The organism is Rahnella aceris (genome assembly GCF_011684115.1).
Classification (GTDB): Bacteria; Pseudomonadota; Gammaproteobacteria; order Enterobacterales; family Enterobacteriaceae; genus Rahnella; species Rahnella aceris.
The window spans coordinates 35,867-54,006 of record NZ_JAADJV010000005.1 but is presented as its reverse complement, the minus strand read 5'-3'; the positions used below and the strand labels follow the sequence as shown (position 1 = coordinate 54,006).

At 51.7% G+C, this 18,140-nt stretch carries 13 protein-coding genes and 2 tRNA genes; 14 read left to right on the top strand and 1 reads right to left on the bottom strand.

All coding sequences use genetic code 11. The features are described from left to right. Nucleotides 1-11: 11 nt before the first annotated feature. From truD to rpoS, 5 genes are all read left to right on the top strand, one after another. A complete protein-coding gene (truD, locus tag GW591_RS20540; protein WP_165497408.1) occupies nucleotides 12-1,058 on the top strand; it encodes a tRNA pseudouridine(13) synthase TruD in 1,047 nt (348 codons plus the stop codon). Continuing rightward, the gene (surE, locus tag GW591_RS20535) at nucleotides 1,039-1,803 is read left to right on the top strand and encodes a 5'/3'-nucleotidase SurE (RefSeq protein WP_013574016.1); all 765 of its coding nucleotides are present in this window, start codon (nucleotides 1,039-1,041) and stop codon (nucleotides 1,801-1,803) included. The genes truD and surE overlap by 20 nt, the downstream gene beginning before the upstream one ends. Continuing rightward, the gene (locus GW591_RS20530; RefSeq protein WP_037034145.1) at nucleotides 1,793-2,419 is read left to right on the top strand and encodes a protein-L-isoaspartate(D-aspartate) O-methyltransferase; all 627 of its coding nucleotides are present in this window, start codon (nucleotides 1,793-1,795) and stop codon (nucleotides 2,417-2,419) included. Before surE ends, GW591_RS20530 begins: the two co-directional genes overlap by 11 nt. A 242-nt stretch (nucleotides 2,420-2,661) precedes the next feature. After that, nucleotides 2,662-3,684: a murein hydrolase activator NlpD gene (gene nlpD / locus GW591_RS20525; RefSeq protein ID WP_013574018.1), complete on the top strand. Its 1,023-nt coding sequence runs from the start codon at nucleotides 2,662-2,664 to the stop codon at nucleotides 3,682-3,684. A gap of 51 nt (nucleotides 3,685-3,735) precedes the next feature. After that, nucleotides 3,736-4,722 (top strand): RNA polymerase sigma factor RpoS, encoded by a 987-nt coding sequence (rpoS, locus tag GW591_RS20520; RefSeq protein WP_126124620.1) that lies wholly within the window; start codon nucleotides 3,736-3,738, stop codon nucleotides 4,720-4,722. A gap of 98 nt (nucleotides 4,723-4,820) precedes the next feature. Here the strand turns inward: rpoS and mutS are convergent, their stop codons facing one another. Further along, on the bottom strand, nucleotides 4,821-7,376 hold the full coding sequence (gene mutS / locus GW591_RS20515) for a DNA mismatch repair protein MutS (protein ID WP_166861315.1): 2,556 nt from the start codon (nucleotides 7,374-7,376) through the stop codon (nucleotides 4,821-4,823). A gap of 422 nt (nucleotides 7,377-7,798) precedes the next feature. On the opposite strand from mutS, the gene GW591_RS20510 reads away from it, so the two are divergent. The 9 genes from GW591_RS20510 (at nucleotide 7,799) to GW591_RS20470 (ending at nucleotide 18,066) form a co-directional block, all read left to right on the top strand. Continuing rightward, a complete protein-coding gene (locus tag GW591_RS20510) occupies nucleotides 7,799-10,459 on the top strand; it encodes a hypothetical protein (protein ID WP_013574021.1) in 2,661 nt (886 codons plus the stop codon). A 154-nt stretch (nucleotides 10,460-10,613) separates the two neighbouring features. Continuing rightward, the gene (mltB, locus tag GW591_RS20505) at nucleotides 10,614-11,717 is read left to right on the top strand and encodes a lytic murein transglycosylase B (RefSeq protein WP_013574022.1); all 1,104 of its coding nucleotides are present in this window, start codon (nucleotides 10,614-10,616) and stop codon (nucleotides 11,715-11,717) included. A 161-nt stretch (nucleotides 11,718-11,878) separates the two neighbouring features. Next, nucleotides 11,879-12,373, top strand: coding sequence for a nicotinamide-nucleotide amidase (gene pncC / locus GW591_RS20500; protein WP_013574023.1), 495 nt, complete (start codon nucleotides 11,879-11,881; stop codon nucleotides 12,371-12,373). A gap of 107 nt (nucleotides 12,374-12,480) precedes the next feature. Continuing rightward, complete coding sequence (gene recA / locus GW591_RS20495) at nucleotides 12,481-13,545, top strand: recombinase RecA (protein ID WP_013574024.1); 1,065 nt, start codon at nucleotides 12,481-12,483, stop codon at nucleotides 13,543-13,545. A 171-nt stretch (nucleotides 13,546-13,716) separates the two neighbouring features. Then, complete coding sequence (gene recX / locus GW591_RS20490) at nucleotides 13,717-14,355, top strand: recombination regulator RecX (RefSeq protein ID WP_370447458.1); 639 nt, start codon at nucleotides 13,717-13,719, stop codon at nucleotides 14,353-14,355. A gap of 138 nt (nucleotides 14,356-14,493) precedes the next feature. Beyond that, nucleotides 14,494-17,121 carry an alanine--tRNA ligase gene (gene alaS, locus GW591_RS20485; RefSeq protein ID WP_015689392.1) on the top strand — a complete coding sequence of 876 codons (2,628 nt, stop codon included), beginning with the start codon at nucleotides 14,494-14,496 and terminating at the stop codon, nucleotides 17,119-17,121. A gap of 256 nt (nucleotides 17,122-17,377) precedes the next feature. Then, nucleotides 17,378-17,563, top strand: a complete 186-nt coding sequence (csrA, locus tag GW591_RS20480) for a carbon storage regulator CsrA (protein WP_013574027.1) — start codon at nucleotides 17,378-17,380, stop codon at nucleotides 17,561-17,563. Nucleotides 17,564-17,888: 325 nt separating this feature from the next. Next, nucleotides 17,889-17,981: transfer RNA gene (locus tag GW591_RS20475), tRNA-Ser, on the top strand. Nucleotides 17,982-17,989: 8 nt separating this feature from the next. Then, nucleotides 17,990-18,066, top strand: a tRNA-Arg gene (locus tag GW591_RS20470). Nucleotides 18,067-18,140: the final 74 nt, after the last annotated feature.

The window sequence follows — 18,140 nt, the reverse complement described above, 5'->3', positions numbered from 1 at the left end:
ATTACCGCATGATAGATATGTCCCGTCTCACCTGGTTGCTGGGCGAGCCTGTTGCCACCGGCCTGCTGAAAGCCAATCCCGAAGACTTTATTGTCGAAGAGGATCTGGGTTTTGAGCCGGATGGCGAAGGTGAACATCTGTTGGTGCGGATCCGCAAAAATGGCTGTAACACGCAGTTTGTCGCGGAACAACTGGCGCGATTTGCCAAAGTGCATCCGCGCGATGTCAGTTATGCCGGTCTCAAAGACCGCCATGCCGTTACCGAACAATGGTTTTGCCTGCATCTGCCGGGCAAGACTGATCCCTATTTAAGCCAGTTTGATCTCGAAGGCTGCGAAGTTGTCCGCGCCTCACGCCATCGCAAAAAGATGCGTATCGGTACGCTGAAAGGCAACGCGTTTACGCTGGTGCTGCGTCAGGTAAGCGATATGGCTGATGTCGAGGCGCGTCTGGAAAAAATCACCCAACAGGGCGTACCGAACTATTTCGGCACCCAGCGCTTTGGTCGTGGTGGCAATAATCTGGTGCAGGCGAAACGCTGGGCAACCAATGAAGCCCGTCCGAAAGAACGCGCCAAACGCAGCTTCTATCTTTCCGCCAGCCGCAGTGCGATGTTCAATATCGTCGCCAGCCAGCGTCTGGCCGATGGCACCGTACGTCTGCCGATGCTGGGTGATGCCCTGCAACTGAGTGGCCGTGGCAGTTGGTTTGTGGCGAAAGCCGAAGAGTTTGAATCGCTGCTACCGCGCGTTGAAAACGGTGAATTGCTGGTAACCGCACCGTTGCCGGGAGATGGCCCGCTGGGCACACTCGAAGACGCTGAAGCCTATGAGCTGGCCTGTCTGAATGGTCAGGAGGATTTACTGTCGCTGCTTAACCGTGAGAGGGTCGAACCGGCACGTCGTGCCATCATGCTGCAACCTTTGCAGATGCAATGGCAGCGCTGGGATGATGTTACTCTGGAACTCAAATTCTGGTTACCGGCCGGCAGTTATGCCACCAGCGTGGTGCGTGAACTGATGAATCTGGATGAAAGTGATGCGGATATTACTGAGTAACGACGACGGCGTACTGGCTCCGGGTATACAGGCGCTGGCGTCAGCACTGCGTGAATTTGCTGACGTGACGCTGGTGGCCCCTGATCGTAACCGTAGCGGCGCATCTAATGCGTTGACGCTGGACGGCCCGTTGCGTATTCAGTCTTACCCTAACGGGGATACCGCCGTAATTAACGGTACGCCGACCGATTGTGTGTATCTTGGCGTGAATACGCTGATGCGCCCTAAGCCAGATATAGTGGTCTCTGGCATCAATGCGGGGCCGAATCTGGGTGACGACGTCATCTATTCCGGTACGGTCGCCGCCGCGATGGAAGGCCGCCATCTGGGCTTTCCCGCGCTGGCGGTCTCACTGGACGGCCATCAGCATTATGACACGGCGGCGATCATCACCTGTCGGATCCTCAGGGCTCTGGCGCGTGAGCCTTTGCGTACTGGCAAAATTCTGAATATTAACGTCCCGGATTTGCCACTTTCGCAGATCAAGGGGATCAAGGTGACGCGTTGCGGTAGCCGTCATCCGGCCGAGCAGGTATTTTGTCAGCAGGACCCGCGTGGTCAGGACTTGTACTGGATTGGCCCGCCGGGGGATAAATTTGATGTCGCACCTGATACTGATTTTGCTGCTGTCGCGCAAGGTTATGTTTCAGTGACGCCACTTCAGGTGGATTTAACCGCCTATGCGGCTCAGGATGTCGTGGTCTCATGGTTGGAAAAGGCCGGGGTGAGCGCGAATGGTGAATAAACCGATGTACAACCTGCTGGAACAACTTCGCCAGCAGGGCATTCATGATGAAAAACTGTTGCATGCCATAGAATCTGTGCCGCGTGAGCGTTTCGTGGATGAGGCATTTCAGCATAAAGCTTACGAAAACACTGCGTTGCCTATTGGCTCCGGTCAGACCATTTCTCAGCCTTATACCGTGGCGAGAATGACCGAGCTGCTGCGCCTTGAGCCCACTTCACGCGTGCTGGAAATTGGCACCGGGTCAGGCTATCAGACTGCGATTCTGGCACATCTGGTTGAACATGTTTTCTCGGTTGAGCGCATCAAAGGGTTGCAGTGGCAGGCCAAAAGACGCCTCAAGCAACTCGATTTGCATAATGTCTCCACCCGTCATGGTGACGGCTGGCAGGGCTGGCCTTCGCGTGGCCCGTTCGATGCCATTATTGTCACTGCTGCACCTCCTGAAATACCTCAAGATCTACTGCAACAACTCGATGATGGCGGCGTATTAATTCTGCCCGTGGGCGAAGAAAATCAAACATTGCAACGGGTCACACGACGTGGTGACGAGTTTGTTGCAGAGACTATCGAAGCCGTTCGTTTTGTCCCGCTGGTGAAAGGCGAGCTCGCCTGAAACCGGTGATAAGCCGATCCCTGCAGGACTAACCTCTTAAAATTTAAATACAACTGTTATATGGTGCTGTACTGGCGATGTTGATAGCATCCACTACAGTTTTTTATGGCACAGCGGCATTTGGGCAAAGGCCTGAATGAGCATGTTGCCTGCCCGCACCGTGTCTGATGACACGAAAAGCGCCAGCTGGCGCGGTGTGCGAGGTTAAAGAGATATTCTGAGATTGCCGTAACGGGGGAAATATGAGCACGGGAAGCCCAATAAAAACACTAAGCCGCATTGTAATGTGTACTTTTATCAGTGCCTGGATGGCGGGATGTACGAACAATTCAACGACATCTGCACCCATCAGCAGCGTTAATGGCGGCGGTGGCAGTGGCAATAGTAGTCAGAATACTCTGAATTCCACTCCGCAAATGGCGCCTGCTGTCGGCCCTGGCGGACACATTGTGTACAACCGCAGCTATAACTCAATCCCTAAGGGAAGTTACAGTGGCAGCACCTATCAGGTGAAGCGTGGCGACACTCTGTTTTATATTGCATGGATCACGGGCAATGACTTCCGCGACCTGGCCGCGCGCAATAATATCCCAGAGCCATACAGCCTCGAAGTTGGCCAGACAATCCAGATAAATAACGTCTCTTCCGCAGCAAGTACCGGGGGTGCGATAGCGGTCACAGATGCCACAAATGGCGGTGTTCCGAAAGTTCCAACCGGGGGCATGCTCACAGGTTCTGTGGTTGCATCTCAACCAACTACCACGTATTCTGATTCTTCTGGTAAACAGAATGTAGGCAAGATGTTGCCTTCATCAGGTGCAGTTACTACCACCACAACACCTGTTGCTGTAGCCAGCACTCCCGTCGCCACATCTACAAATAATGGCGGTCCGGTTTCCTCCTGGAAATGGCCGACTGACGGGAAAATTATCGATAATTTCTCAGCTTCTGAAGGGGGAAATAAGGGGATCGATATTGCTGGTTCGCGTGGACAGTCTGTCGTAGCAACCGCCTCGGGGCGTGTGGTCTACGCCGGTAATGCTCTTCGCGGTTACGGTAATCTGATCATCATCAAACACAATGATGATTACCTGAGCGCCTATGCACATAACGATACAATGCTGGTCCGGGAACAACAAGAAGTGCAGGCGGGTCAAAAAATAGCGACTATGGGTAGCACCGGAACCAGTTCAGTAAGATTGCATTTTGAAATTCGTTACAAGGGGAAATCCGTAAACCCGCTGCGTTATCTTCCGCAGCGATAAATCGGGGCAGAGCATCGATTCTGCCCTCGGGACCACGGGTAGGAGCAGCTTATGAGTCAGAATACGCTGAAAGTTAACGAGTTACATGATGATGTAGATTTCGATGAGAACAGCGCTGAAGCCTTTGACGAGAAAGCAATAGTCGAAGAGACTGCCTACAACGATGCTGAAGAAGAATTGTTGTCGCAGACTGTAAGCCAACGAGTGCTGGATGCCACTCAACTGTACCTCGGTGAAATCGGTTATTCCCCTCTGCTTACCGCAGAAGAGGAAGTTTATTTCGCACGACGCGCGCTGCGGGGAGATGTTCCTTCCCGCCGCCGTATGATTGAAAGTAATCTGCGTTTGGTGGTTAAAATTGCCCGCCGCTACAGTAACCGCGGTCTGGCACTGCTGGATTTGATCGAGGAAGGTAACCTCGGTCTGATCCGTGCGGTTGAAAAATTCGACCCTGAGCGCGGCTTCCGTTTCTCTACCTATGCAACATGGTGGATCCGTCAGACAATCGAACGGGCGATTATGAATCAAACCCGTACTATTCGTCTGCCGATTCATATCGTTAAAGAACTGAACGTTTACCTGCGTACCGCACGTGAACTTGCACATAAACTGGACCATGAACCGAGCGCTGAAGAGATTGCTGAGCAACTCGACAAACCGGTACATGACGTCAGCCGTATGTTGCGCCTGAATGAACGCATCACTTCTGTAGACACCCCATTGGGTGGTGACTCAGAGAAAGCGTTGTTAGATATTCTGGCGGATGAAAAAGACAACGGCCCGGAAGACACCACACAAGACGACGATATGAAACAGAGTATCGTGAAGTGGTTATTCGAGTTGAATGCAAAACAGCGTGAAGTGCTGGCGCGTCGTTTTGGCCTGTTAGGCTATGAAGCGGCAACGCTGGAAGATGTGGGCCGCGAAATTGGTCTGACACGTGAACGTGTTCGTCAGATTCAGGTAGAAGGTTTGCGTCGCCTGCGTGAAATCCTGCAGGGGCAAGGACTGAGTATCGAAGCACTTTTCCGTGAGTAAATAACTCACAGGCAATTGCCACAATATGCAGCATCCAATAAAAACGGTGGGTTAATCCCCACCGTTTTTTTATGCATCCGGTTCAGTTCAGCGGACGTTTACACCATATCTTTCAGACGATAGATCCATTCCAGCGCCTGACGTGGCGATAAAGAATCTGCATCCAGTGACTCCAGTGCCTCAACTGCCGGAGACACTTCTTCGGTCAGTAAAGCCAGTTGCGGACCGTCAACTTTGCTGGCGGCAGCGTTGTTCGACAACGTTTCCAGCTCTTTCAGTTTCTGACGGGCGCGCTTAATCACATCACGTGGCACACCAGCCAGTGCGGCAACGGCCAGACCATAACTCTTGCTGGCGGCGCCATCCTGTACGCTGTGCATAAACGCGATAGTGTCGCCGTGTTCGATAGCATCCAGATGCACGTTGACGGTGCCTTCCATTTTTTCCGGCAGGGTGGTCAGCTCGAAATAATGGGTGGCGAACAATGTCATGGCTTTAATACGGCTGGCGAGGTTTTCCGCACATGCCCATGCCAGCGACAAACCATCGTACGTTGATGTCCCGCGCCCGATTTCATCCATCAGCACCAGGCTGTTTTCCGTCGCGTTATGCAGGATATTGGCAGTTTCAGTCATTTCCACCATAAAGGTTGAACGTCCGGAAGCCAGATCGTCCGCGGCACCGACACGGGTGAAGATGCGATCCACCGGCCCGATGACAGCGGCTTCCGCCGGCACATAGCTGCCGATATGCGCCATCAGAACAATCAGTGCTGCCTGGCGCATATAGGTACTTTTACCGCCCATGTTCGGACCGGTGATAATAAGCATCCGTCGCGCCGGGGACATGTTCAGCGGGTTAGAAATAAACGGTTCACTTAGCACCTGCTCAACCACCGGATGGCGACCGCCGGTAATATTAATGCCTGGTTTTTCACTCATGGTCGGACAGGCGTAATTCAGTGTGTACGCGCGTTCCGCCAGATTACTCAGCACATCCAGTTCGGCCAGTGCACTGGCGCTTTGCTGTAATGCAGACAGGTGCGGCATCAGCAAATCGAACAACTCTTCGTACAGCGCCTTTTCCAGAGACAAGGCTTTGCCTTTGGAGGTCAGCACCTTGTCTTCGTACTCTTTGAGTTCAGGAATAATGTAGCGCTCGGCATTTTTCAGCGTCTGGCGACGGACGTAATGAATCGGCACCAGATGGCTCTGACCGCGGCTGACCTGAATGTAATATCCATGAACGCCGTTAAAGCCGACTTTCAGCGTATCCAGCCCCAGCTTTTCGCGTTCGCGGATTTCTAAGCGGTCGAGATAGTCCGTCGCGCCGTCTGCCAGTGCGCGCCACTCATCCAGCTCAGCATTGTAACCCGGCGCGATAACGCCACCGTCACGCACCAGAACCGGCGGGCTTTCGATCACTGCGCGTTCGAGCAGTTCTACCAGTTCAGTGAATTCACCGGTTTGCTCAACCAGCGTTTTTACATGAGCGGCTTCGGTTTCCTGCAAAATTCCACGGATTTCCGGCAGTTGCTGCATCGCATGGCGCATTCGGGCCAGGTCACGCGGACGTGCGCTGCGCAGTGCCAGACGTGCCAGAATACGCTCGAGGTCGCCGACCTGACGCAGCACCGGCTGTAAATCGGCGGTGATATCCTGTAACGCACCAATCGCCTGCTGACGATGCGTCAGCAGTTTGATATCGCGGCTCGGCATGTGGATCCAGCGTTTGAGCATACGGCTGCCCATCGGCGTCACCGCCTGATCCAGCACTGCCGTCAGCGTGTTCTCTACACCACCTGCCAGGTTTTGCGTCAGCTCCAGATTACGGCGCGTGGCCGCATCCATAATAATCCCATCCTGCTGGCGCTCCATGGTGACGCCACGGATATGCGGCAGGGCGGTGCGCTGGGTATCTTTAACGTATTGCAGCAGACAACCGGCAGCACGCAGCGCCTGAGCAGCCTGCTCAACGCCGAAGCCGCTCAGATCGCGGGTACCGAATTGCAGATTAAGCTGCTGTTTCGCGGTTTCCAGCTCGAATTCCCACATCGGACGGCGGCGCAGGCCACGGCGGGAGGAAATCAGCGACATGGCTTCAAAGCTTTCCGGATACAGCAATTCCGCCGGATTTGTGCGCTGTAATTCGGCTGCCATGGTTTCCAGATCGTCAGGCTGTGCGACGCGGAAACGGCCGGAACTGATATCCAGCGTGGCATAACCAAACCCGCGCCCGTCCTGCCAGATAGCCGCCAGCAGGTTATCATGACGCTCGCTCAGCAACGCTTCGTCACTGACGGTGCCCGGCGTGACGATGCGTACCACTTTGCGTTCAACCGGCCCTTTACTTAGGGCCGGGTCGCCAATTTGTTCAGCAATCGCGACGGATTCCCCTAGCTGGACCAGTTTCGCCAGATAACCTTCTACCGCATGATAAGGCACGCCCGCCATCGGGATCGGCTCACCGGCAGAAGCGCCGCGTTTGGTCAGGGAGATATCCATCAGCTGAGATGCGCGTTTCGCATCGTCATAAAACAGTTCGTAAAAGTCACCCATGCGATAGAACAGCAGAACTTCCGGGTTCTCAGCTTTCAGACGCAGATACTGCTGCATCATTGGTGTGTGGGCATCCAGGTTTACATTATTTGTCATAGACTTAATCTTTTTAATCCATTTTTCGACGCGATGGGTTTAAGGATTTTTTCTGTTGCGTATCTTAGCCCAGCGGGCAAGAAGCTGTCACAACTAAAAATGGAAAGCATCGCGCAAACCAGACATGTAACACCCCCTTCGTTTGCAGAGCGTAAAGGTCAGGGGATTTGAACATGTTGCAACGGGCGTAATAATAGAGTTTTTATTTTTTTGAGAATAATAATAAGGGGGTGATAATAATAAAAAACGTGCCGTTATATTAATGGGTTAGTTGTTCGTAATATTATTAATAATAAGTATATAAAATGAATTAAGTGTGGATATGAATGTTTTACTCCTCTGCTAGGGTGATGGCTGTTCCCGGATGACCTTATTAATACGGGATTTTCCACGCTATTTATCCATCTTTGCGGAGAAGTATTATGCAATTGCAATTTAAATTAAACATGATCAACGATGCCTGGTATCCCACTCTCGATTTGAATGAGATTAAATCAACGTCTGGCGGCGCGGTTGATATTAAAGAAAAGTTAGTGATCGTATTTTCAGCACCCGGAAAAATAACTGCCGGTGATATTAATGTCGAAACCAATCCGTGGAAACCGCTCGGCACGAAAGTGGAATCCACGGAAGTTGGCGGCGGGATTTTTGATGTCAAAGTGACGATTGAGCCGACCGATGGACAGCCTGTGGGCGATGCCATTCAGAAAATTCATATGGGGCTGAACGTCTCCTCTGCGGATTCGCCTGCCTGGTCTGATTTCCGCGAAACCTTTGCGCTGGCCGCTGATGAAGAACCGGGTGTTACCGGTGAATTGTCGGTCAGTTGTCCGCCGTTGCCTGCCGGGCTGACAAATGCCGCACTCGAACTGCGTCTGGTGCGCGGCGATAAAACATTGCGCGTTTTGCCAGAGTTTGGTCACGTCTCTAAATTTTCCGTCAATGCGGGGAATTACAGTGTCTTTGCAGCAGAATTAAGCACGGAAGACGGTACTGTCCGCGTACCTGTCAATCTCGGACAGACAGAAATCACCATTGATAAAGGCCGTACCACCTCGCTGGCCGTCACTTTCGGCGCTGTGGATCGCAGTACGACCATTGATGTGGCACTGAATTTCTCAGGCATTGCCGGTTTGCGCGATGAAGAGCTGACGCTGATTTGCAGCGAGAACGGCACAGATAAACTGAGCCTGCCGGTACGCTCCGGCCAGCAATATCGTCTGGAACATTTACCTGCTACCGGCCGCTTTGAAATCCGTATTGCCGATTTACGTCTGAACAATATTCATTATCTGTTTGATGATTACGACGGTCAGTTCGACGGCCAGTATCACAGCATTAACTTCACTCAGGCGCAGGTCAGCCAGCGTGGTGATTCACAGCCAAATGCTGCGAAGCTGACGGTCAGTGTGAAAGCGGAAAGCGCGGTCAGTAAATCCATTTCCCTGCGACTGACAGACAATTCGGCTACACCGCGTCAGTACCGCTTCGATGCGATTGCCGCGCAAAATGGCAGCATTGAGCAGCCAGTTCTGGTTGTGCCGGGTTCTTATACCGTGGTCTCGGGAACCTTTATTCACAACGGCATCGTACATTACGTGGATGTCAGCCCTCAGCCGTTACTGGTCAGCGCGAATGCACCGGCACAGCTGAATGTGACGATTGTGAAAGGGGCGAATCTGCACGTGAAAGGTTTCCCTGAGTTCCTCACCTTTGGTGCCTGCGCCAATATGGTGCCGACTAACGTGGATGATTTTGCCGCGGCGCGTGTGTCTTCAATTTTCAAATATTCCGGTGATGACGGCATGGGCGATGCGGGCGATTATCTGTCACCGTCTAAAGAACCGACGCTGCAAATTATTAAAATGGCACGGGACGTCTCCGCCAAACTGAATGAACCCGTGTTGCCGCTGATGGTGTCTTACACCTGTAACTTATCATTGGGTGATGTGCCGAATATTATTGCCGATCCGGTACGCCATAAATTCAGCTTCGCCAACTTTATTCAGTCGTTGCAAATGGCGCAATCCCAGCAGGATGCGGAACATCCGGTACCAGCCGGGTATATTGTGAATCCGGATTATCTCGGCGAATGCCAGAAATACGGTTTCCTGCCAACGTATGAAATTCCGGTTCGTCAGCCTCTGAGCGAAGCACTTGCCCACCACAATGTGAATGTGCAGGTTCCGGCAGGCATCACCAATACCCTGAAAGGCTATATCCGGGCGGTAAACTGGCTGACGCGCGTGGTTGCGCCAGACGTCGTACTCGGCTGGCAGGTCAACCTGTGGGGAGTGGCAGGTTCGCAGTGGATTTATAAAGATTTCGTCTACGATGATGTTTTTGATGCCGCTGACGGGCAACATAAAAAAATGACGGTTGATCCGTTCACTGCGGGCAGACTGACGGCGCAATATGCATTGCTGGTCGGCGTGTTTGATGACATCGAATATATCCGTGCTGACGGTTCTCCTGATGTGGCGAAAGGCGCTGATTTTATGGCCGCTGACCGTTACGAAGCCGATGATTTCACTATCCGTTCATATGCCAATGGTTATTGTTATTCGCCATACGAATGGGAGCGTACGTTCGATTTCTGTGCCTCCTTAAGCCGCCATCTGCGTCAACCGGTTCTGCCATGGCAGATCCCGGCCAGCCATCTGCCAACTTCCGCAGATGAGGTTAATGCTGATTTCAACACCCAGAACTGGGGCAGCGGCGGCAGCTACCTGATGGGGCATTCCGAAATTGGTGCCTCGGTGGATGCCATCCATGAACGCCTCCTGCCGCTGAAATTCGATGCCGCTTATGCCTCAATGATGGGCCACGACACCCGGGAACTGTTCTCCCGGCATTCATGGGATCTTTCCACACCTAAGTATCTGGATTTCCCGTCACGCGGTATTTTCCATGTCCACCTGGGCGGCGGAGCGACGACCGGGGTGATCAGCGGCGTGGGTGATGCCAGCAGCTGGATGCGCAACAAGCTGAAAGCTTATCGTGATAATCCGGTGAAATTTGAGGAAAGCAGTACGCTTAAATCAGGCAGCCAGTGGCGTTCCAAGACGCCGTCGGTGAAATAATTACGCAGTATTTTTAACACGTGCGGGTCCGTTACAGCAGGCCCGTCACTTAGAATTTTTGTACCTTGTAAAGACGATGATTTTCAGTTTTTTCGGCTTTAATAATGCTCTACCATATCCGCACCTCTTTTTATTGCATGGTTACGGATATCCGATGCGCCACCTGGCAGTCATTCTTCCCCTGGTTCTTACACTTTCTGCATGTAGCAGTAATAAGCCCGCACCTCAACCTGAAGGCCCGCGAAATCCTTTTTCCGATGGAAGAAATGCCAGCGCGAATACGGTTCCCGCTGGTGGTTTTCTGCTGCAGGCTGAGCACACCGGTGCCGTCCAGACCGGTGATTTCGCCTATGATCCGGCCATGAACCAGTTTGTTGACAAAATGGTGCGCGAGCACGGATTTGACCGTCAGCAATTGCATGATGTCCTGTCGCAAACCAAACGTCTGGGATTTGTATTACGACTGATGGATCAGCAGGCGCCATCTGGCCCGCCATCTACCGTGCCGAATGGCGCATGGAACCGCTATCGCAGCAAATTCATTACGCCGGATAACGTGCAAAACGGCGTAGTGTTCTGGAATCAGTATCAGGATGCGTTACAGCGTGCGGAGCAGGTTTACGGCGTGCCGCCGGAAATCATTGTCGGGATTATCGGTGTGGAAACCCGCTGGGGACGCGTAATGGGTAAAACCCGCATAATCGATGCGCTGGCGACCTTATCCTTTGCTTATCCGCGCCGGGCAGAATATTTCTCCGGCGAGCTGGAAACCTTCCTGCTGATGTCCCGCCGTGAAGGCGATGATCCGCTGAGTTTACGTGGTTCCTTTGCGGGTGCGATGGGCTATGGCCAGTTTATGCCATCCTCTTATAAGGACTACGCTGTAGACTTTAACGGTGATGGTCATGCCAACCTGTGGGATCCGATTGATGCCATCGGCAGTGTCGCCAATTATTTCAAGGCACACGGCTGGACGAAAGGCGCACCGATTGCGGTGCCGGCAGCAGGCCAGGCGCCTCTGCTGGAGAATGGCTTCAAAACCAAGTATCCGTTGTATACGCTCAAAGCAGCGGGGCTTAGCCCGCTGGGTTCACTGGGCAATTATCAGGAAGCCAGCTTGCTGCGCCTTGATATGGGCACTAATTACCAGTACTGGTACGGATTGCCGAATTTCTACACCATCACCCGCTACAACCACAGCGTGCATTATGCGATGGCGGTATGGCAACTGGGTGAAGCGGTGAAAGCCGCGCGCTAACGCCGGTGAGTTAATCTTTCATGAGGGCCGCAGATTGTGGCCCTTCTTTTTCTTTTTATTCCAATTCTGAATACATCGCGCAAAACGCTTCGACGGGACTCACAGACCGGAAGAGAAATGCTAACATCGGGTCAGTTTCAGATGACCCGCCAGGAGGGAGTATGAGCGAAAAACGTTTACATGAACTGAGTGTGGAAATCGGGGCGGCGCTGAAAGCGAAGGGATGGTGGGTAACCTGTGCGGAATCCTGTACCGGTGGCCTGATTGCCAAAGCGATTACCGATATTGCCGGAAGCTCCGCCTGGTTTGACCGCGGATTTGTCACTTACAGCAATGCGGCCAAGCATGAATTGCTGGGCGTTTCTGAAAGCACGCTTGAGCAATATGGCGCAGTGAGTGAGCAGGTGGTGCATGAAATGGCACTGGGCGTGTTACATGCGGCGGGTGCTGATGTGGCGGTTTCGGTCAGCGGTATCGCCGGCCCTGACGGGGGTTCTGCAGAAAAGCCTGTCGGCACTGTCTGGTTTGGATTTGCCGGAAAAGACGGACGGGTTCTGACCGCGAAACAGCAGTTTTCCGGCGATCGCGAAGCAGTGCGTTTGCAAGCTGCTGTTTTTTCGTTACAAACTGCATTGCGTGAGTTTATTAAAAATTAGGCTTGATACTGTATGAGCATACAGTATAATTACTGCCAATTACCTGTACATAAATTATATTCAGTGATGCAGGCGGGATGTTCCCCTGTATCAGACGAGGAGTAAAAATGGCTATTGATGAGAACAAGCAAAAAGCGTTAGCTGCAGCACTGGGCCAGATTGAAAAGCAATTCGGTAAAGGCTCCATCATGCGTCTGGGTGAAGATCGCTCTATGGACGTCGAAACGATCTCTACCGGCTCTTTGTCTTTGGATATCGCGTTAGGTGCTGGCGGCTTGCCAATGGGCCGTATCGTTGAAATTTATGGTCCGGAATCCTCCGGTAAAACCACGCTGACTCTGCAGGTTATCGCTGCTGCACAGCGTGAAGGCAAAACCTGTGCGTTCATCGATGCAGAACACGCGCTGGACCCTATCTACGCTAAAAAACTGGGCGTCGATATCGATAACCTGCTGTGTTCTCAGCCAGATACCGGTGAACAGGCTCTGGAAATCTGTGATGCGCTGACCCGTTCAGGCGCCGTTGACGTTATCATCGTTGACTCCGTTGCCGCACTGACGCCAAAAGCTGAAATCGAAGGCGAAATTGGTGACTCTCACATGGGCCTCGCAGCTCGTATGATGAGCCAGGCGATGCGTAAGCTTGCGGGTAACCTGAAAAACGCCAATACCCTGCTGATCTTCATCAACCAGATCCGTATGAAAATCGGTGTGATGTTCGGTAACCCGGAAACCACCACCGGCGGTAACGCCCTGAAATTCTATGCCTCTGTACGTCTGGATATCCGTCGTATCGGCGCTATCAAAGAAGGTGATGTGGTTGTCGGTAGTGAAACACGTGTGAAAGTCGTGAAGAACAAAATCGCCGCACCCTTTAAACAAGCTGAATTCCAGATCCTGTACGGCGAAGGTATCAACATCAACGGCGAACTGATCGACCTTGGCGTTAAGCACAAACTGATCGAGAAAGCGGGTGCATGGTACAGTTACAACGGCGAGAAGATTGGTCAGGGTAAAGCGAACTCTTGTAACTACCTCAAAGAAAACCCGAAAGTTGCTGCTGAACTGGACAAAAAACTGCGTGATATGCTGCTGAGCGGCACCGGTGAATTGAGCGTTGCGACTACTGCTGAAGACGCTGACGACAACATGGAAACCAGCGAAGAGTTTTAATTTCGCGGTTGTCTGACAAAGACATTTGAAGGGCAGGGGACTTTGTCCGCTACTTTCAACAGTCGTTAAAATGCCAGTCTGGTTTCCAGACTGGCATTTTGCATATCAGGGGGAAATCTTATGCCCGATGAAAAAATACTTAATGAAAAAATCGTCGACCTGAAAAAATTGCTGGAAGACGTTGCGCAAAACAGTGAGTCCACGCTGTTTGAGCCGCAGAAAAAAGACGGTGATGCAGCGAAAATCAACACGCTGATTAACCGCGCTATGCGCCTGCTTTCTCAGCGTGATCACGGCGAAACAGAGTTGCGCCGCAAGTTGCTTATTCCACCAATGCCTTTTGTTAAACCTCAGAATAAGAAAAACAGCTGGTCATCACGTAAAAAAGCGGAGCAAAATGCGTTTGCTGAAGAAGAGGTGGTGAGAGCTAAACCTCAGCCGCGGCCAGTGCCAGAAGAAATTGCGGAAGAACATGTGCAGGCGGTGATTGACTACTGCTATCAGCATCACTGGCTCGATGATGCCAAATTTGCCAGCCGTTATATTTCCGGTCGCAGTAACAAAGGTTACGGTGCGCAGCGCATCCGTTCGGAATTACTGCAAAAAGGCGTCGATAAAGAAATCATTACAGTGGCGCTGGAAAACACTGAGGTAGACTGGTGCGTTCTGGCGCGGGATTTGGCCGTCAGGAAATTTGGTGAAAATTTACCGACTGACTGGAAAGAAAAATCAAAAGTTCTGCGTTATTTGCTCTACCGGGGCTTCTTTCAGGAAGAAATACAGTCTATTTATCGCGATTTTGACGATTGACCGCATACGGTATTTTACTTCCCCGCGCAGAAATTTTATCTTATCCGCACTTTTTCGTTCGTGAGCTGAACAGATTGCTGCCATATGCAGCGTTATCCGGCTCAAGAGCCGTTCTTCCAGCATGATTCCGGGACATTTATGAGCAAGAGCACCGCTGAGATCCGTCAAGCGTTTCTCGATTTCTTCCATAGTAAGGGACACAACATTGTTTCAAGCAGTTCGCTTGTCCCGACAAACGATCCGACACTGTTGTTTACCAATGCCGGGATGAACCAATTTAAAGATGTTTTCCTCGGTCTGGATAAGCGTGATTACAACCGCGCCACCACATCTCAGCGTTGCGTCCGCGCAGGCGGTAAGCACAACGACCTCGAAAACGTCGGTTATACCGCACGTCACCACACCTTCTTCGAAATGCTGGGCAACTTCAGCTTCGGTGATTACTTCAAACACGATGCCATCAACTACGCCTGGGAACTACTGACCGGCGAAAACTGGTTTAATCTGCCGAAAGAGAAGTTGTGGGTCACCGTCTATGAGACTGATGACGAAGCCTTCGAAATCTGGGAAAAAGAAGTCGGCGTTCCAAAAGAACGTATTATCCGCATTGGCGATAATAAAGGCGGCGCATTTGCTTCTGATAACTTCTGGCAGATGGGCGATACCGGCCCTTGCGGCCCTTGTACCGAGATTTTCTATGATCATGGCGATCACATCTGGGGCGGTCCTCCGGGTTCTGCTGAAGAAGATGGCGACCGTTATATCGAGATCTGGAACCTGGTGTTCATGCAGTTCAACCGTCAGGCTGACGGCACCATGCTGCCACTGCCAAAACCATCCGTAGATACCGGGATGGGGCTTGAGCGTATCACTGCGGTTATGCAACATGTGAACTCAAACTACGACATCGACTTGTTCCAGAAACTGATCGCTGCGGTGGCAGAAGTCACTGGCGCGACCGATTTGAGCAACAAATCCCTGCGCGTTATTGCTGACCATATCCGTTCATGCGCATTCCTGATTGCAGATGGCGTTATCCCGTCGAATGAAAACCGTGGCTATGTGCTGCGTCGTATCATTCGTCGTGCGATCCGTCACGGCAACATGCTGGGGGCGCAAGACACGTTCTTCTACAAACTGGTTGCTCCGCTGATTGAAGTGATGGGGCCGGCTGCGACAGAACTGAAAGAACAGCAGGCGATGGTTGAGCAACTGCTAAAAACCGAAGAAGAACAGTTTGCCCGTACTCTGGAGCGCGGACTGGCGTTGCTGGACGAAGAATTGGCTGCACTGAAAGGCGACACTCTGGACGGCGAAATTGCTTTCCGTCTGTACGACACCTTTGGTTTCCCGCTGGATCTGACTGCTGACGTTTGCCGTGAACGTAATCTGAAAGTGGATGAAGCCGGTTTTGAAAAAGCGATGGATGTTCAACGCCGCCGCGCACGTGAGTCCAGCGGTTTCAGCGCAGACTACAACAGCATGGTGCGTGTTGACGGCGTGACTCAGTTCTCAGGCTACGAACATTTGCAGCGCCATTCCAAAGTCGTGGCGCTGTTTGTCGATGGGCAGCCAGTGAATGATATTCAGGCTGGCGTTAATGCTATCGTGGTTCTGGATGACACGCCGTTCTACGGTGAATCTGGTGGACAGGTTGGCGATAAAGGCATTCTGAAAACGACTACTGGCGTATTCTCTGTTTCTGATACCCAGAAATATGGAAAAGCGATCGGTCATCAGGGCGCACTGAGCGCAGGTAAACTGAGTATCGGCGACAGCGTCGAAGCAGAAGTTGATGTCGCCCGCCGTGACCGCATCCGTCTGAACCACTCGGCAACGCACTTGCTGCATGCCGCGCTGCGTCAGGTGCTGGGCAAGCACGTTGCTCAGAAAGGTTCTCTGGTTAACGATAACTATCTGCGTTTTGACTTCTCGCATTTTGAAGCAATGAAACCAGAGGAAATTCGCCAGGTAGAAGATCTGGTGAATGCCCAGATTCGTCGCAACTTGCCGATTCAGACCACCATCATGGATCTGGACGAAGCGAAAGAAAAAGGTGCAATGGCGCTGTTTGGTGAGAAATACGAAGACAGCGTTCGTGTGCTGAGCATGGGCGATTTCTCTACCGAATTGTGTGGCGGTACGCACGCCAGTCGTACCGGTGATATCGGCCTGTTCCGTATTCAGAGTGAATCCGGTACTGCAGCAGGTGTTCGTCGTATTGAAGGGATCACCGGTGAAAACGCGATTAATGCCCTGCATCAGCAAAGTGATTTGCTGCAGGATGTCGCGCATCTGGTTAAAGGGGATGTGAACAGTATCACCGATAAAATTCGTTCTTTGATTGAGCGTTCACGTACGCTGGAAAAAGAACTTCAGCAGGTGAAAGGTCAGCAAGCCGCGCAGGAAAGTGCATCACTGTCCAGCCAGGCGAAAGAAGTGAAAGGCGTTAAACTGTTGGTTCGTCAATTGGATAACGTAGAGCCTAAAATGCTGCGTACGATGGTTGATGACCTGAAAAATCAGTTAGGATCAGTGATTATTGTCCTGGCAACCATTGCCGATGACAAAGTCAGCCTGATTGCAGGTGTCACAAAGGATCTGACCGATCGTGTTAAAGCCGGTGAGCTGATTGCTTCTGTGGCACAGCAGGTCGGTGGCAAAGGTGGTGGTCGTCCTGATATGGCGCAGGCTGGCGGCAGCGATGTACAGGCATTGCCTGCCGCGCTGGCGACTGTTGAAGCCTGGGTTGAAGCTAAGCTGTAATAAGAAATAAATAGCTAACCATGAAAACGTCATAATGTATTGTGCTGTATGGCGTTTTCAGTCTTAATGGCAATGTAAGCTTCGCGATTAAAGTCGCGACAATGACGATATCGGCTAAACTTAAAGTACTCATGGCTGAAGTTGCAGGCTGCTTACATTTTATGTAGGGGTCATGGCTTACGTTTTACCCGCTTATGATCGATAATGGCCGGGAAACTGAGAGACCCGACTCTTTTAATTATTCAAGGAGCAAAGAATGCTTATTCTAACTCGCCGAGTTGGTGAAACCCTCATGATTGGCGATGAGGTTACTGTTACCGTATTAGGTGTTAAAGGTAATCAGGTGCGCATTGGTGTGAATGCGCCGAAAGAGGTCTCTGTTCACCGTGAAGAGATTTATCAGCGTATTCAGGCTGAAAAGTCACAGCAGACGAGTTACTGATTTACGAGGCGTCTCGCTAATGGCGAGGCGCTGAACCTCTTTTGTGTGTGTTATCCCTTATTCTTCCCTCGTTTTCCTGCGTTTTAGTTTTTAATTTCTTCCTGTGTCTTATCTCCTGAATTGTCTTTTTCTAAAAATGAAGGCGTTTTTTACGCGTTCGCGGCCTGTTATTGTGTTCAAACTGCTCAGGTTGCGCGTGAAATGTCCAAACGGGTGATTGTTAGGAAAAAAGGGTTTGACTTATAAGGGCCAGAAAGTAATATGTGCGCCACGCAGTGCCGATGAGCTTGAACAAAGTTAGTCAGCACACTCGCAAGAGGCGTATGGTGAGGTGGCCGAGAGGCTGAAGGCGCTCCCCTGCTAAGGGAGTATGCGGTCAAAAGCTGCATCCGGGGTTCGAATCCCCGCCTCACCGCCATTTAAAATGCACCCATAGCTCAGCTGGATAGAGTACTCGGCTACGAACCGAGCGGTCGGAAGTTCGAATCTTCCTGGGTGCACCATACTTTCCTGAACGTATGTTGATTTGCAATCAAATGAGCGTGAAGGGCAAAAGCTAAAGCTGATGCAGTAGGGA

What these genes read in the sequence shown, in the direction of transcription:
- surE (WP_013574016.1), top strand. Translation starts at nt 1,039, where the DNA reads ATGCGGATATTACTGAGTAACGACGACGGCGTACTGGCTCCGGGTATA.
- GW591_RS20530 (WP_037034145.1), top strand. Translation starts at nt 1,793, where the DNA reads ATGGTGAATAAACCGATGTACAACCTGCTGGAACAACTTCGCCAGCAG.
- nlpD (WP_013574018.1), top strand. Translation starts at nt 2,662, where the DNA reads ATGAGCACGGGAAGCCCAATAAAAACACTAAGCCGCATTGTAATGTGT.
- rpoS (WP_126124620.1), top strand. Translation starts at nt 3,736, where the DNA reads ATGAGTCAGAATACGCTGAAAGTTAACGAGTTACATGATGATGTAGAT.
- mutS (WP_166861315.1), bottom strand. Translation starts at nt 7,376, where the DNA reads ATGACAAATAATGTAAACCTGGATGCCCACACACCAATGATGCAGCAG.
- GW591_RS20510 (WP_013574021.1), top strand. Translation starts at nt 7,799, where the DNA reads ATGCAATTGCAATTTAAATTAAACATGATCAACGATGCCTGGTATCCC.
- mltB (WP_013574022.1), top strand. Translation starts at nt 10,614, where the DNA reads ATGCGCCACCTGGCAGTCATTCTTCCCCTGGTTCTTACACTTTCTGCA.
- pncC (WP_013574023.1), top strand. Translation starts at nt 11,879, where the DNA reads ATGAGCGAAAAACGTTTACATGAACTGAGTGTGGAAATCGGGGCGGCG.
- recA (WP_013574024.1), top strand. Translation starts at nt 12,481, where the DNA reads ATGGCTATTGATGAGAACAAGCAAAAAGCGTTAGCTGCAGCACTGGGC.
- alaS (WP_015689392.1), top strand. Translation starts at nt 14,494, where the DNA reads ATGAGCAAGAGCACCGCTGAGATCCGTCAAGCGTTTCTCGATTTCTTC.
- csrA (WP_013574027.1), top strand. Translation starts at nt 17,378, where the DNA reads ATGCTTATTCTAACTCGCCGAGTTGGTGAAACCCTCATGATTGGCGAT.